Origin of the sequence: Streptomyces sp. BR123, assembly GCF_013401435.1 — a bacterium.
GTDB lineage: Bacteria > Actinomycetota > Actinomycetes > Streptomycetales > Streptomycetaceae > Streptomyces.
The window spans coordinates 15,885-30,466 of record NZ_JACBGN010000015.1 but is presented as its reverse complement, the minus strand read 5'-3'; the positions used below and the strand labels follow the sequence as shown (position 1 = coordinate 30,466).

General features: G+C 72.6%; 16 protein-coding genes. 13 read left to right on the top strand and 3 right to left on the bottom strand.

The features are described 5' to 3' along the window. Positions 1 to 16 precede the first annotated feature (16 nt). The 3 genes from HYE82_RS04370 to HYE82_RS04360 are packed head-to-tail and all read left to right on the top strand — an operon-like array spanning position 17 to position 2,973. Positions 17 to 769 (top strand): 1-acyl-sn-glycerol-3-phosphate acyltransferase, encoded by a 753-nt coding sequence (locus HYE82_RS04370; RefSeq protein ID WP_179172580.1) that lies wholly within the window; start codon positions 17 to 19, stop codon positions 767 to 769. Continuing rightward, entirely contained in the window at positions 766 to 1,776 is a 1,011-nt protein-coding gene (locus HYE82_RS04365; RefSeq protein WP_179172579.1) for an NAD(P)H-dependent glycerol-3-phosphate dehydrogenase, read from the top strand. Before HYE82_RS04370 ends, HYE82_RS04365 begins: the two co-directional genes overlap by 4 nt. A 39-nt stretch (positions 1,777 to 1,815) precedes the next feature. Then, positions 1,816 to 2,973, top strand: a complete 1,158-nt coding sequence (locus HYE82_RS04360) for a D-alanine--D-alanine ligase family protein (RefSeq protein WP_179172578.1) — start codon at positions 1,816 to 1,818, stop codon at positions 2,971 to 2,973. Between the two features lie 100 nt (positions 2,974 to 3,073). Here the strand turns inward: HYE82_RS04360 and HYE82_RS04355 are convergent, their stop codons facing one another. Continuing rightward, entirely contained in the window at positions 3,074 to 3,571 is a 498-nt protein-coding gene (locus HYE82_RS04355) for a DUF3515 family protein (protein ID WP_179172600.1), read from the bottom strand. A gap of 23 nt (positions 3,572 to 3,594) precedes the next feature. Further along, entirely contained in the window at positions 3,595 to 3,828 is a 234-nt protein-coding gene (locus HYE82_RS37655) for an Lrp/AsnC family transcriptional regulator (protein ID WP_179172577.1), read from the bottom strand. A 245-nt stretch (positions 3,829 to 4,073) separates the two neighbouring features. Between HYE82_RS37655 and HYE82_RS04345 the strand changes: the two genes are divergently transcribed. Next, a complete protein-coding gene (locus HYE82_RS04345; RefSeq protein WP_179172576.1) occupies positions 4,074 to 5,057 on the top strand; it encodes a thiamine-phosphate kinase in 984 nt (327 codons plus the stop codon). Then, on the top strand, positions 5,054 to 5,857 hold the full coding sequence (gene thiD / locus HYE82_RS04340; protein ID WP_179172575.1) for a bifunctional hydroxymethylpyrimidine kinase/phosphomethylpyrimidine kinase: 804 nt from the start codon (positions 5,054 to 5,056) through the stop codon (positions 5,855 to 5,857). Before HYE82_RS04345 ends, thiD begins: the two co-directional genes overlap by 4 nt. A gap of 166 nt (positions 5,858 to 6,023) precedes the next feature. On the opposite strand, the gene rpmB is transcribed toward thiD, so the two are convergent. Further along, a complete protein-coding gene (rpmB, locus tag HYE82_RS04335) occupies positions 6,024 to 6,209 on the bottom strand; it encodes a 50S ribosomal protein L28 (RefSeq protein ID WP_064070327.1) in 186 nt (61 codons plus the stop codon). Between the two features lie 240 nt (positions 6,210 to 6,449). Here rpmB and HYE82_RS04330 point away from each other — a divergent pair, with 240 nt between their 5' ends. From HYE82_RS04330 to rnc, 8 genes are all read left to right on the top strand, one after another. Beyond that, positions 6,450 to 8,114 carry a DAK2 domain-containing protein gene (locus HYE82_RS04330; protein WP_309144191.1) on the top strand — a complete coding sequence of 555 codons (1,665 nt, stop codon included), beginning with the start codon at positions 6,450 to 6,452 and terminating at the stop codon, positions 8,112 to 8,114. A gap of 16 nt (positions 8,115 to 8,130) precedes the next feature. After that, positions 8,131 to 10,344: an ATP-dependent DNA helicase RecG gene (recG, locus tag HYE82_RS04325; RefSeq protein ID WP_179172574.1), complete on the top strand. Its 2,214-nt coding sequence runs from the start codon at positions 8,131 to 8,133 to the stop codon at positions 10,342 to 10,344. A gap of 110 nt (positions 10,345 to 10,454) precedes the next feature. After that, entirely contained in the window at positions 10,455 to 11,033 is a 579-nt protein-coding gene (rsmD, locus tag HYE82_RS04320; RefSeq protein WP_179172573.1) for a 16S rRNA (guanine(966)-N(2))-methyltransferase RsmD, read from the top strand. Between the two features lie 29 nt (positions 11,034 to 11,062). Further along, positions 11,063 to 11,542, top strand: coding sequence for a pantetheine-phosphate adenylyltransferase (coaD, locus tag HYE82_RS04315; RefSeq protein ID WP_179172598.1), 480 nt, complete (start codon positions 11,063 to 11,065; stop codon positions 11,540 to 11,542). A gap of 103 nt (positions 11,543 to 11,645) precedes the next feature. After that, positions 11,646 to 12,743, top strand: coding sequence for a cell division initiation protein (locus HYE82_RS04310; protein ID WP_179172572.1), 1,098 nt, complete (start codon positions 11,646 to 11,648; stop codon positions 12,741 to 12,743). Between the two features lie 69 nt (positions 12,744 to 12,812). Then, on the top strand, positions 12,813 to 13,523 hold the full coding sequence (locus tag HYE82_RS04305) for a DUF177 domain-containing protein (RefSeq protein WP_179172571.1): 711 nt from the start codon (positions 12,813 to 12,815) through the stop codon (positions 13,521 to 13,523). A gap of 2 nt (positions 13,524 to 13,525) precedes the next feature. Next, positions 13,526 to 13,699 (top strand): 50S ribosomal protein L32, encoded by a 174-nt coding sequence (gene rpmF, locus HYE82_RS04300; RefSeq protein WP_026165248.1) that lies wholly within the window; start codon positions 13,526 to 13,528, stop codon positions 13,697 to 13,699. A 19-nt stretch (positions 13,700 to 13,718) separates the two neighbouring features. Continuing rightward, the gene (gene rnc, locus HYE82_RS04295) at positions 13,719 to 14,549 is read left to right on the top strand and encodes a ribonuclease III (RefSeq protein ID WP_179172570.1); all 831 of its coding nucleotides are present in this window, start codon (positions 13,719 to 13,721) and stop codon (positions 14,547 to 14,549) included. Positions 14,550 to 14,582: the final 33 nt, after the last annotated feature.

The following is a 14,582-nucleotide window of genomic DNA, read 5'->3' as shown; positions in this document are numbered from 1 at the left end:
AGAGGAAGGTGTCCGAGTGTCCCGCCGCAGAATCGGCTTCTGGTACCGCCTGGCGGCGGTCATCGCAAAACCGCCGCTCGTGGTGCTTTTCAAGCGGGACTGGCGGGGAACGGAGCACATTCCGGCCGACGGCGGATTCATCACCGCCGTCAACCACAACTCGTACCTGGACCCGCTCTCCTACGCGCACTACCAGTACAACACCGGCCGCGTGCCCCGCTTCCTCGCGAAGGCCGCCCTGTTCAAGGTGCCGTTCGTCGGCGCCATCCTGCACGGCTCCGGCCAGATCCCCGTCTACCGCGAGACCACCAACGCCCTGGACGCGTTCCGGGCCGCAGTGGACGCCATCGAGCGCGGCGAGTGCGTCGCCTTCTACCCGGAGGGCACCCTCACCCGAGACCCCGACGTGTGGCCGATGGCCGGCAAGACCGGCGCCGCCCGCGTCGCGCTGATGACCAAGGTGCCGGTCATCCCGGTGGCCCAGTGGGGCGCCAACCTGGCCATGCCGCCGTACGCCAAGGAGAACAAGGTCCGGCTGTTCCCGCGCAAGACCCTCCAGGTGCTCGCCGGGCCGCCCGTGGACCTCACCGCGTACTACGACCGGGAACCCACCCCGGAGGTCCTCAAGGAGGCCACCGAGGCCATCATGGCGGCCATCACCGCCCTCCTGGAGGAGCTGCGCGGCGAGCAGGCGCCCGACCGGCCGTACGACCACCGCCTGGCCAGGGCGGAACAGCGGCGCAAGGCCGCGGGGGAGGGCACCAAGTGACGCGTCCCGTCAAGGCAGCCGTCTTCTCGGCGGGCTCCTGGGGCACCGCCTTCGGCATGGTGCTCGCCGACGCCGGCTGCGAGGTCACCCTGTGGGCCCGGCGCCCGGAGGTCGCCGACGCCATCAACACCGGCCGTACCAACCCGGACTACTTCCCCGGCGTCGAGCTCCCGGCGAACCTGCGCGCCACCACCGACCCGGCCGAGGCCGCACGGGGCGCCGACTTCACCGTCCTGTCCATCCCCTCCCAGACCCTGCGCGGCAACCTCGCCGAGTGGGCTCCGCTGCTGGAGCCCGACACCGTCCTCGTCTCGCTGATGAAGGGCATCGAACTCGGCACGGCCAAGCGGATGAGCGAGGTCATCGAGGAGGTCGCCAAGGTGCCCGCCGAGCGGGTCGCCGTCGTCACCGGCCCCAACCTGGCCCGCGAGATCGTCGCCCGGCAGCCTGCCGCCGCGGTCGTCGCCTGCTCCGACGGGGCCGTCGCCCAGCGCCTCCAGGCTGCCTGCCACACCCCGTACTTCCGCCCGTACACCAGCACCGACGTCGTCGGCTGCGAGCTCGGCGGCGCCGTGAAGAACGTCATCGGCCTCGCCGTGGGCATCGCGGACGGCATGGGCCTCGGCGACAACACCAAGGGCTCCCTCATCACCCGCGGGCTCGCCGAGGCCACCCGGCTGGGCGTGGCCATGGGCGCCGACCCGCTGACCTTCTCCGGCCTCGCGGGCCTCGGCGACCTGGTCGCCACCTGCTCCTCGCCGCTCTCCCGGAACCACACCTTCGGCACCAACCTCGGCCGCGGGATGACCCTGGAGGAGACCATCGCGGTCACCAAGCAGACCGCCGAGGGCGTCAAGTCCTGCCAGTCGGTGGCCGATCTGGCCCGCCGCCACGGGGTCGACATGCCGATCACCGACACGGTCGTCGAGATCGTCCACCACGGCAAGCCGCCGCTGGTCGCACTGAAGGACCTCATGGCACGCAGCGCCAAACCGGAACGGCGCTGACTCCATTCCGGACGTATGAGCGGGTACCCTCGTGGCGATATGAGCAGCGAGAACCTCCCCCAGACCCCTGAGCAGCAGGGCCGCAAGCCCCGCGTGGCCGTCGTGTTCGGCGGCCGCAGCTCGGAACACGCCATCTCGGTCGTCACGGCGGGCGCCGTGCTGCGTGCCATCGACCGCTCCAAGTACGAGGTGCTGCCCATCGGCATCACCACGGACGGGCGGTGGGCGCTGACCGCCGACGAGCCCGAGCGGATGGCGATCGCCGACCGCAAGCTCCCGAGCGTCGCGGAGCTCGCCGACTCCGACGAGGGCGGCGTCGTGCTCTCCGTCGACCCGGCCAGCCGCGAGGTCGTCTACACCGAGCCGGGCGCCGTCCCCAAGGCCCTGGGCGAGGTCGACGTCGTCTTCCCGATGCTGCACGGCCCGTACGGCGAGGACGGCACCCTGCAGGGCCTGCTGGAGCTCTCCGGCGTCCCGTACGTCGGCTCGGGCGTCCTGGCCTCGGCCGTCGGCCAGGACAAGGAGTACATGAAGCGCGTCTTCACCTCCTTCGGCCTCGCCGTCGGCCCGTACCTGACCATCCGCCCCCGCGAGTGGGACGCCGACCGGGACGCCGCCAAGGCCCGGATCCTGGACTTCGCCGGCGAACACGGCTGGCCGCTGTTCGTCAAGCCCGCCCGGGCCGGGTCCTCCATCGGCATCACCAAGGTCGACGACGTCTCCGGGCTGGACGCCGCGATCCGCGAGGCCCGCCTCCACGACCCGAAGATCATCGTGGAGGCGCTGCTGCGCGGCCGCGAGATCGAGTGCGGGGTGCTGGAGTTCGAGGACGGGCCGCGCGCGAGCGCGCCCGCCGAGATCCCGCCGGTCTCCAGCCACGACTTCTACGACTTCGAGGCCAAGTACATCGACTCCGCGGCGGGCATCGTGCCCGCCCCGCTGACCCCGGAGCAGACCGCCGAGGTGCAGCGGCTCGCGGTCGAGGCCTTCGAGGCCGCGTCCTGCGAGGGCCTGGTGCGCGCCGACTTCTTCCTCACCGAGGACGGCACCTTCGTCATCAACGAGATCAACACCATGCCCGGCTTCACGCCGATCTCCATGTACCCGCGGATGTGGCAGGAGACGGGCGTCTCCTACGCGGAGCTGGTGGACCGCCTGATCCAGGCGGCGCTGCGCCGCTCCACCGGGCTGCGCTAGCCGCGGCCCGCGGCGCGGCCGGCCCGCCGGCCCGCACACGCGAAACCGCCCGCCGGGGGAATCCCGGCGGGCGGTCGGTGTGTCGGTACGGGCCGGTGGGTCAGTACGAGGAGATCCCCTCCGGAACGGTCTTGGACACCGCGGCGGACAGCCCGACCAGCATCCCCGCGTCCGAGGCGTGCTCCTTGTCGACCCGGACCTCCGCGTACGCCAGCCGCATCCCGGTCGTGAACCGGAAGGAGCCGTCGTCGAGCTTCTCCAGCAGCCAGGCGACGTCGTTCACGTGGACGCCTTCCTGCGCGGGATCGGCCATCTTGGCGGGCTTGGGGATACCGCACCGCAGTACGATCGCCGAGCCGCCCCACGCGGCGGTCAGATCGGACTCCGGCTCGGTCGGAGTCCGTTCCAGACCGGCCACCGTCTCCGGGAGTTCCCTGTGCAGCGCCGCGCAGAACCCCGCGACGTCGGCAGGCGGTGTGGGCGGAGGGTCCACCCGGGCCGCACCGCCGCCCGGGGAGCAGCCCGCGAGGGCGGCTGCCGCGACCAGGGCGGACAGGGCGGGCACACGGACACGGAGCGGCCGGTGGTGGATTGACATCACCGGCCAAGAGTAGACGGGGGCTACAGATGGACCACCGGGCAGGTCAGGGTGCGGGTGATGCCCTCCACCTGCTGGACGCGGGCGACCACCATGCGTCCGAGATCGTCCACGGTGTCCGCCTGGGCGCGCACGATCACGTCGTACGGGCCCGTCACGTCCTCTGCCTGGATCACCCCCGGGATCTGGCTGATGGACTCGGCGACGAACGACGCCTTGCCCACCTCGGTCTGGATGAGGATGTACGCCTGTACCACGGAACCTCCACAGCGGCCACGAGGATCGATTCCCCTAACCTCAGGATGGGCCCGTGGACAGCGGGCGGGCCCGGGGAAGAAGGGACGCCACGGTACCGCGTCGCCGTGCACCGCGGGGAGACCCGGGTGATCAGCGCCACGCACAGCGGGGCGTACGAAGAGCAGAAGTTGACGTATCAGTTGACGGTACCCAGAGCTGTGACGGGGCGCGACCGCAAGCGGACTGGGCAAGAAGGGGCACAGCGATGAAGGGCACTGTGGGCGAGCTGGGGGAGTTCGGGCTCATTCGGGAGCTCACCTCACGGCTCACCACCACCCCGGCGGTCCGGCTCGGGCCGGGCGACGACGCCGCAGTGGTGTCCGCCCCCGACCGCAGGGTCGTGGCGAGCACGGACATCCTGCTGGAGGGCCGGCACTTCCGGCGCGACTGGTCCACGGCCTACGACGTCGGACGCAAGGCCGCCGCGCAGAACCTCGCCGACATCGCTGCCATGGGCGCGGTGCCGACCGCACTGCTGCTCGGCCTGGTCGTCCCGGCCGAGCTGCCGGTCACCTGGCCCACCGAGCTCATGGACGGCCTGCGCGACGAGTGCCAGGTCGCCGGAGCGGCCGTGGTCGGCGGGGACGTCGTCCGCGGCGACACCATCACCGTCGCCATCACCGCCCTGGGCGACCTGCGCAACCACGAGCCCGTGCTGCGCTCCGGCGCCCAGCCCGGCGACGTCGTCGCCGTCACCGGCTGGCTCGGCTGGTCCGCGGCCGGCTACGCGGTCCTCAAGCGCGGCTTCCGGTCACCGCGGGCCTTCGTCGAGGCACACCGGCGGCCCGAGCCCCCGTACCACGCGGGCCCGGCGGCGGCCGGACTCGGCGCCACCGCCATGACCGACGTGAGCGACGGCCTGATCGCCGACCTCGGGCACATCGCGGAGGCCAGCAAGGTGCGGATCGACCTGCGCTCGGCGGCCGTCGACATCCCGACGCAGATGCACGACATCGGGCAGGCGGTCGGCGTCGACCCCCTGCAGTGGGTGCTCACGGGGGGAGAGGACCACGCCATCGTGGCGACCTTCCCGCGCGACGTGAAGCTGCCCGCCCGCTGGAAGGTCATCGGGGAGGTGCTGAACCGGTCCGCGCTGCCCCAGGTGACCGTGGACGGGGCCCCCTGGACCACCACCGGCGGCTGGGACCACTTCGGCTCCGACCCCTCCGACGAGGAGGTCTCACGATGAGCGACGCGCCGCCGCTGTGCCTGACCGTTGCCGGATCGGACTCCGGCGGCGGCGCCGGGATCCAGGCCGACCTCAAGACCATGCTGGCGCTCGGCGTGCACGGGATGAGCGTGGTGACCGCCGTGACCGCGCAGAACTCCCTCGGCGTGCGCGGGGTCTGGGAGCTGCCCGCCGAGGCCGTCACCGCCCAGTACCGGGCCGTCGCCGACGACATCGGCGTCCGGGCGGTGAAGACCGGGATGCTCTCCTCGGCCGCCCTGGTGGAGACGGTGGCCGGGCTCCTTGCCGCCACCGGCGCCCCGGCGGTCGTCGACCCCGTCGGGGTCTCCAAGCACGGGGACGCGCTGCTCGACCCCTCGGCGCTGGACGCCGTACGCGGGGAGCTGCTGCCGCGGGCCACCGTGGCGACGCCCAACCTGGACGAGGTGGCGCAGCTCACCGGGCTGGCCGTGGAGAGCGAGGACGACATGCGGCGGGCCGCCGACGCCGTCCTCGCCCTCGGGCCCGAGTGGGCGCTGATCAAGGGCGGGCACCTGGCCGCCCACGGCGGCGAGGCCGCCGACCTGCTGTCCGACGGCGAGACGCAGCTGTGGCTGCGCTCCCCGCGCCACGACAACCGGCACACCCACGGCACCGGCTGCACCCTCGCCGCCGCGATCGCGGCCGGACTGGCCAAGGGGCAGGACGTGCCGCAGGCCGTCACGGAGGCCAAGGAGTACGTGACCGGCGCCATCGCGTCCGGCTTCGCGCTCGGCAGCGGCATCGGACCGGTGGACCACGCCTGGCAGTGGCGCCGCTGACGCACCCGCCGACCCCCGAAACGGACGGAAGCCCGCCGCATCGGCCGATGCGGCGGGCTTCCCGCACGGAGGGAAGACTCCCGCGGGCAAAGGCAAAAGGCCGGTCCACGAGGTGGACCGGCCTTCCAGGCAACCGGAAAGGGCTGCGCTACGACGACGGGACGCGTCAGCGCGAGACCTTGCCGGCCTTGATGCACGAGGTGCAGGCGTTGAGGCGCTTCGGCGTCCCACTGACCACGGCACGCACTCGCTGGATGTTCGGGTTCCAGCGACGGGACGTACGGCGGTGCGAGTGCGAGATGTTGTTGCCGAAGCCCGGCCCCTTGCCGCAAACGTCGCAGTTGGCAGCCACAGGTCACTCCAAAGACTTCAGATGCACTTACAGTGAAATCCGGCGCACCGGATCAGAGATCTGAAGTGGTTTGCCGGGGGAAAACCCGACTCTCATCGGGCAACCGGAGCAGCATACAACGACTGCTCCCGTCCAAGAAAACTACCATGGCCGCCGCCCGGCCCGCCCCGCGGTCCCCGCGCCCCGGAGGCGCTTCGTTACCCTGCGGTGAACCCTGGCCCGCATAAGGAGGAACGCCCGGTGCCGCACGAGGAGCAGCTGCAGCCCTTCGACGAGTTCGACGCCGCAGCGGTGCGCACCTGGAGCTCGCTGGCCCTGGCCGCGCTGGACCGGGCCCGCGACGACATCGACGCGATCAACGTCTACCCGGTCGCGGACGCGGACACCGGCACCAACCTCTACCTCACCGCCGAGTCGGCCGACCGCGCCCTGGACGCCGTCGGGGCCGCCGCCTCCCTCGGCCAGGCCGTACGGGCCTGGGCGCACGGCGCGCTCATAGGCGCCCGCGGCAACTCCGGGACGATCCTGGCCCAGTTGCTGCGCGGGGTCGCCGACGTCCTGGGCGACGAACCCGCGGGGCGGGGCCCGGACCGGCTGCTGGCCCAGGCGCTGACCCGGGCCGCGCAGGAGGCGTACGAGGCCGTCGCGCACCCCGTCGAAGGGACCATGCTCACCGTGGCCGCAGCGGCGGCGCGGGCCGCCGAGACGGCAGCGGCGGCCGCAGGAACGGCCGCCGGGAGCGTCGCGGACGTCGCCCGGGCCGCGTACGAGGGGGCCCGCACGGCCCTCGCCGACACCCCGGGGCAGCTGGCCGAGCTGGGCCGGGCCGGGGTGGTCGACGCCGGGGGCTGCGGGCTGGTCGCGGTGCTCGGGGCCCTGTGGCAGACGCTGTCCGGGCAGGAGCCCGCCGCGGAGGCGGTCCGCGGCGAGGCCGTGTCCGCACCCGTGGCCGTACCGCAGCAGCAGCGGCCCTGCGAGGCCCACGGGGAGCACGGCGGGCCCGCCTACGAGGTGGTCTACCTGCTGGAGGCCTCCGAGGAGGCGGTTGCGGTGCTCCGCAGGCGGCTCGACGGCCTCGGCGACTCCCTCGTGGTGGTCGGCGGCGACGCGCTGTGGAACGTGCACGTCCACGTCGACGACCCCGGCGCCGCCGTGGAGGCCGGCGTCGTCGCCGGACGGCCGTACCGGATCCGCATCACGCACTTCGGCGACGAGCGGCGCCGGGCGGCGCGCGGGGAGCGCGCCCAGCGGGCCGTCGTCGCCGTGGTCCCCGGCGAGGGCCTGGCCGGCCTGTGCGCGGAGGCCGGCGCGACCACCGTCCTCACCCCGCCCGGACACGCCCCCGACCCCGGCGAGCTCGCCGACGCCGTCCGGCGCGCCCACGCCCGCGAGGTCGTGCTGCTGCCCGGCGGCGCCGACCAGCGCGCGGCCGCGGCCTCCGCGGCCGAGCGGGCCCGCGCGGACGGCGTCCGGGTCGCGGTGATCCCCACCCGGTCCGCGGTCCAGGGCCTCGCCGCCCTCGCCGTGCACGACCCTGAGGCCACCTTCGACGAGGACGTCGTCGCCATGACCGCGGCCGCCGGGGCCACCCGCTACGCGGAACTCGCCGTCGCCGAACGGCAGTCCTTCACCTCCGCCGGGATCTGCCAGGCCGGGGACGTGCTCGGGCTGATCGACGGCGACGTCGCCGTCATCGGCGCGGGCCTCGCCGACACCGCCGAGGCCGTCCTGGAGCGGATGCTCGGCTCCGGCGGCGAACTCGTCACCCTGGTCCTGGGACCCGAGGTGCCGCAGGCCCTCGCCGAACGGCTGGAGGCCTACGTCCAGCACGGCCACCTGGCCGTGGACACCGTCGTCTACCGGGGCGGCCACCACTCGGCGCCCCTGCTGATCGGGGTCGAATAGCCCTCTTGTCGGCGCCATGGTGTGCAATGAACACGTGCCCGCGCTCGACGAAGACCTCAAGAAGACGCTCGGCCCCGCCACCGCCAAGGTGCTGGCCGAGCAGCTCGGCCTGCACACGGCCCTGGACCTGCTCCACCACTACCCGAGGCGGTACGCCGAGCGCGGCGAGCTGACCTCGCTGGACGGGCTCGCCGACCAGCTCGACGAGCACGTCACCGTCGTCGCCCAGGTCGCCGACGCCCGGGTCCTGACCTTCAACGGAGGCCGCGGCAAACGCCTGGAGGTGACCATCACCGACGGCAGCGGCCGGCTCCAGCTCGTGTTCTTCGGCGCGGGCGTGCACAAGCCGCACAAGGAGCTGCTGCCCGGCCGCCGCGCCATGTTCGCCGGCAAGGTCTCCCTGTTCAACCGCAAGCTCCAGCTGGCCCACCCCGCCTACGAGCCGCTCGGCGCCGACGCGGGCGAGTCCGACGCCGCCGCGGCCTTCGCCGGCAAGCTCATCCCGATCTACCCGGCCTGCAAGCAGCTGGAGTCCTGGAAGATCGCCAAAGCCGTCGACGCCGTCCTGCCGCGCGCGGGCGAGGCCGTGGACCCGCTGCCGCCGGCGCTGCGCGAGGGCCGCGGCCTGGTCCCGCTCCACGAGGCCCTGCTGAAGATCCACCGGCCGGGCACGAAGGCCGACGTCGAGGACGCCAGGCAGCGCCTGAAGTGGGACGAGGCCTTCGTCCTCCAGACCGCCCTGGCCCGCCGCCGGCACGCCGACTCCCAGCTCCCGGCCGTCCCCCGGCGCCCCGCCCCCGGCGGGCTGCTCGACGCCTTCGACGCCAAGCTGCCCTTCACCCTCACGGAGGGCCAGCAGGCCGTCTCCCGCGAGATCTTCGACGACCTCGCCACCGAACACCCCATGCACCGCCTCCTCCAGGGCGAGGTCGGCTCCGGCAAGACGCTGGTCGCGCTGCGGGCCATGCTCGCCGTCGTGGACGGCGGCGGGCAGGCCGCGATGCTCGCGCCCACCGAGGTCCTCGCCCAGCAGCACCACCGCTCGATCACCGAGATGATGGGCGAACTCGCCGAGGGAGGGATGCTCGGCGGGTCGGAGCAGGGCACCAAGGTCGTCCTCCTCACCGGCTCCATGGGCGCGGCCGCGCGTCGGCAGGCCTTGCTCGACCTGGTCACGGGCGAGGCGGGCATCGTCATCGGCACCCACGCCCTCATCGAGGACAAGGTCCAGTTCCACGACCTGGGCCTGGTCGTCGTCGACGAGCAGCACCGCTTCGGCGTCGAGCAGCGCGATGCGCTGCGTTCGAAGGGCAAGCAGCCGCCGCACCTGCTGGTGATGACCGCGACCCCGATCCCGCGCACCGTCGCGATGACCGTCTTCGGGGACCTGGAGACCTCCGTCCTCGACCAGCTGCCCGCGGGCCGCTCCCCGATCGCCACCCACGTCGTCCCGGCCAAGGACAAGCCGCACTTCCTCGCCCGGGCCTGGGAGCGGGTCCGCGAGGAGGTCGAGGCCGGCCACCAGGCGTACGTGGTCTGCCCCCGCATCGGCGACGACGTCGACCAGGACGACCAGCGCAAGAAGAAGCCGTCCCCCGAGGACGAGAGCGAGAAGCGCCCGCCGCTGGCCGTCCTGGAGATCGCCGAGCAGCTGTCCCGCGGACCCCTGGCCGGGCTGTCCGTCGAGGTGCTGCACGGCCGGATGGACCCCGCCGACAAGGACGCCGTCATGCGGCGCTTCGCCGTCGGCGAGGTACAGGTGCTGGTCGCCACCACCGTCATCGAGGTCGGGGTCAACGTCCCGAACTCCACCGTCATGGTGATCATGGACGCGGACCGGTTCGGCGTCTCCCAGCTCCACCAGCTCCGCGGCCGCGTCGGCCGCGGCTCGGCCCCCGGCCTGTGCCTGCTGGTCAGCGAGATGCACGAGGCGAGCCCCGCGCGGGCCCGGCTGGCCGCGGTCGCCGCAACCCTGGACGGCTTCGAGCTCTCCCGGATCGACCTCGAACAGCGCCGCGAGGGCGACGTGCTCGGCCAGGCCCAGTCGGGCGTGCGGTCCTCCTTGCGGATGCTCGCGGTCATCGAGGACGAGGAGGTCATCGCCCAGGCCCGCGAGGAGGCCACGCGCGTCGTCGCCGCCGACCCGGAACTGGAGGGGCTCCCGGGCCTCAGGGGCGCCCTGGAGGCCCTGCTGGACGCGGAGCGGGAGCAGTACCTGGAGAAGGGCTGAGCGGAGGGCCGGACGAAGGGCCGGGCAAGGCCGGGCGAGGGCCGGGCGCAACCGCCGGGAGGCACGGCATATCGTGGAGGCGCTGTGATCGCCGTAGTGAAGGACCCCAGATGACCCGCGTGATCGCCGGCACCGCCGGCGGGCGACGGCTGGCCGTGCCCCCCGGCACCGGCACCCGGCCGACCTCGGACCGGATGCGCGAAGGCCTCTTCTCCACCTGGGAGTCGCTGCACGGCGTCGAGGGGGCCCGGGTGCTCGACCTGTACGCCGGCTCCGGCGCGGTCGGCCTGGAGGCCCTCTCCCGCGGCGCGGAGCACGCCCTGCTCGTCGAGGCCGACGCCAGGGCCGGCAAGGTGATCCGGGACAACATCAAGGCGCTGGCCCTGCCCGGCGCCGAGTTCCGGGCCGGCAGGGCGGAGCAGATCGTGGCCGTCCCCGCCGGCGGGGAGCCGTACGACGTGGCCTTCCTGGACCCGCCGTACGCCGTCAGCCACAGCGATCTTGGCGAGATCCTGCTCACACTCCGCGCCAACGGCTGGCTCACGGACGATGCGCTCGTCACCGTGGAGCGCGGCACGAGGAGCGGCGCGTTCCCGTGGCCCGAGGGATTCGAGCCGCTCCGCTCCCGCAAGTACGGCGAAGGCACCCTTTGGTACGGCCGCGCCGCCTTCACCAGCGAAGAGTCATGATGACCGCTCCGGAGAGCAAGGGGACCAAGTTGCGCCGCGCCGTCTGTCCGGGGTCCTTCGATCCCATCCACAACGGACACCTCGACATCATCGGCCGGGCCTCCCGGCTCTACGACGTCGTGCACGTCGCTGTGATGATCAACCAGTCGAAGAAGGGCCTGTTCACCGTCGAGGAGCGGATCGAGCTGATCCGCGAGGCGACGGCGCACTACGGCAACGTCGAGGTCGAGTCCTTCCACGGACTGCTCGTCGACTTCTGCAAGCAGCGCGAGATCCCGGCCATCGTCAAGGGCCTGCGCGCGGTCAGCGACTTCGACTACGAACTCCAGATGGCCCAGATGAACATGGGCCTGTCGGGCGTCGAGACGCTGTTCGTCCCGACCATCCCCACCTACAGCTTCCTGTCCTCCTCCCTGGTCAAGGAGGTCGCGGCCTGGGGCGGCGACGTCTCCCACCTGCTGCCCCCGCACGTGCACGCGGCACTGACCGCCCGGCTCGCCGAGCGCTGACCGGCTGACGCGGCGCCGGACCGTGTCCGGCGCCGCCCCCGTGGGCATACAGTCGACCCGTCCGTCTCGGGACCGCCCCGAGGCCGAGGAAGTGCGAGCCACCATGGACGTGCAGAAGAAGCTCGACGAGATCGTCGCAGCCGTCGGCGGCGCCCGCTCCATGCCCATGTCGGCCTCCTGCGTGATCAACCGCGCCGAGCTGCTCGCCCTGCTCGACGAGGTCCGCCAGGCGCTGCCCGGCTCCCTGGCCCAGGCGCAGGAGCTCATCGGCGGCCGCGAGCAGATGGTCGAGGAGGCACGGCAGGAGGCGGACCGGATCATCGAGTCCGCGCACGTCCAGCGCGGCACGCTGATCTCCGACACCGAGGTCGCGCGCCGCTCCCGGGACGAGGCGGACCGGATCCTGGCCGAGGCGCACCGGGAGGCGGCGGAGATCCGCGCGCAGGCCGACGACTACGTCGACAGCAAGCTCGCGAACTTCGAGGTCGTGCTCGCCAAGACCATCGGCTCGGTGGACCGCGGCCGCGAGAAGCTGATGGGCCACGGGGCCGGGCTGGACGAGCACGGCCACCCGGACGCGGACGCCCCCGAGCCCAGCACCGACCCGGAGACCCGGCGCCGGCAGGCGGACGCGTACGTGGACACCAAGCTGGCGACCTTCGAGGCGGTGCTCACCAAGACCCTGGAGGCCGTCGGCCGCGGCCGCCAGAAGCTGCTGGGCCAGGTGCCCACGGACGACCTGGGCGCCCACATCGCCGCCCAGGACGCCGCCGGCGTGCCGCAGTCCCGGTCGGCGAGCGACGCGGACTTCCTGGCGGGGCTGGCCGAGCCGGCGCAGCACCTCCAGGCCCCCGCCCCCCTCATCCCGGCGCAGACCGCAGCAGAGCCCGCGTACAACGCGTACGACGCGTACGGCTACGGGCAGCAGCCCGCCCCGCAGGACGGCTGTCCCGGTGCGGGCAGCGGTTCCACCGGAGCGGCTTACGCCGCGCCCCCCTACGGGGACCCGTACGGGTACCCGCAGCCGCCGGCCCAGCCGGACCCCTACGCGGCGGCCTACGGGGGGCAGCCGGACCCGTACGCGGCGTACGGGCACCACGGGGCGGGGCGCCCGCAGCAGGGCGCGCTCGACGAAACCAGCTTCTTCGACACGAGCATGATCAATGTGGAGCAGCTGCGCGGGTACGAACAGGGCCGCTGAACCCGGATTGGGCTCAGGGCGGAGGGCCGGGTATCCTGGCTGTTCGGTCGCGCGTATGCGTCGCGATCCATGCTGCCCTTGAGCGGCGGAATTCTTGATCTTCAGCGATCTGTGAAAGCAGGAACGGCCCTGAACACCCGCCTCGACCACCGCAACCCCCTCGTGTTCGACACGCACGAGCTGGGTCGGCGTCCTGGTGCCATGCAGCGGCTGTCCCGTGAGATCGCGGCTCCGGCGGACCTCGGTGTCGCCGGTGTCATCGGAGTGCCGGAAGGCGCTCCGCTGAAGCTGGAACTCCGTCTGGAGTCGGTCATGGAAGGGGTGCTCGTCACAGGCACCATCCGTGCATCGGCCGAGGGGGAGTGCGTAAGGTGTCTGGAGCCCGTCGATCGCGAGGTCGATGCGGACTTCCAGGAGATGTTCTCGTACCCTGACGCCGACGACCGGGGCCGCCCCAAGGCGGAGCCGGCCGACGACGCCGAGGACGACGAGGACACGCTCTACCTTGAGGACGGCTTGTTCGACCTCGAACCCGTGCTGCGTGACGCGGTGGTGCTCGCACTGCCGCTGCAGCCGGTGTGCCGGGAGGACTGTCTCGGACTGTGCCCGCAGTGCGGGGTCAGTCTGAACGAGGACCCGGAGCACCATCACGACGCCGTCGACATCCGTTGGGCGGCTTTGCAGGAACTCGTCGGGACCGATCAGGACGGCGAGAAGGACAACATGAGCGGCACTGCATCTGACGACGTTCAGAGCGCCGCCGAGAAGCAGGAGAAGTAGCCGTGGCTGTTCCGAAGCGGAAGATGTCGCGCAGCAACACGCGCCACCGCCGGTCGCAGTGGAAGGCTGCGGTCCCCACCCTGGTTTCGTGCGAGCGCTGCCAGGAGCCGAAGCAGCAGCACATCGCGTGCCCGAGCTGCGGCACCTACAACAAGCGCCAGGTCCTCGAGGTCTGAGCGGCTGGTGAGAGGCGCAATGTCTGAGCTGTCCAACGCTGAAGAGCAGGCAGACAGTAAGAACGCGGCCTCGTCCCACACGCTTCTGGAAGGGCGGCTCGGGTATCGACTCGAGTCCGCCCTTCTGGTGCGTGCACTGACCCACCGCTCGTACGCGTACGAGAACGGCGGCCTGCCCACGAACGAGCGCCTGGAGTTCCTCGGGGACTCCGTCCTCGGCCTGGTGGTCACGGACACGCTGTACAACACCCACCCCGACCTGCCGGAAGGCCAGCTGGCCAAACTGCGGGCCGCGGTGGTCAACTCGCGTGCTCTGGCGGAAGTGGGTCGCGGCCTCGATCTCGGCTCCTTCATCCGGCTCGGCCGGGGCGAAGAGGGCACGGGCGGCCGGGACAAGGCCTCCATCCTCGCCGACACCCTCGAAGCGGTGATCGGCGCGGTCTACCTCGACAAGGGCCTCGACGCGGCCTCGGAGCTGGTGCACCGGCTCTTCGACCCGCTGATCGAGAAGTCCTCGAACCTCGGGGCCGGCCTGGACTGGAAGACCAGCCTCCAGGAACTGACGGCCGCCGAAGGCCTTGGCGTGCCCGAGTACCTGGTCACCGAGACCGGTCCGGACCACGAGAAGACCTTCACCGCTGCCGCCCGAGTCGGTGGTGTCTCGTACGGCACCGGCACCGGTCGCAGCAAGAAGGAAGCGGAACAGCAGGCGGCGGAGTCCGCATGGCGCGGCATCCGTGCCGCTGCGGACGAGCGGAAGGCCGCGCAAGCCGCGGCCTCCGACGGCGTACCGGCCGCGGCCGGTGACGGCGGGTCGCCGACCCCCGCCGGTCCGGCGCCGAAGGCCTGACCCTTCCTTCCGGTCCCCCGCGGATCCTCCCGC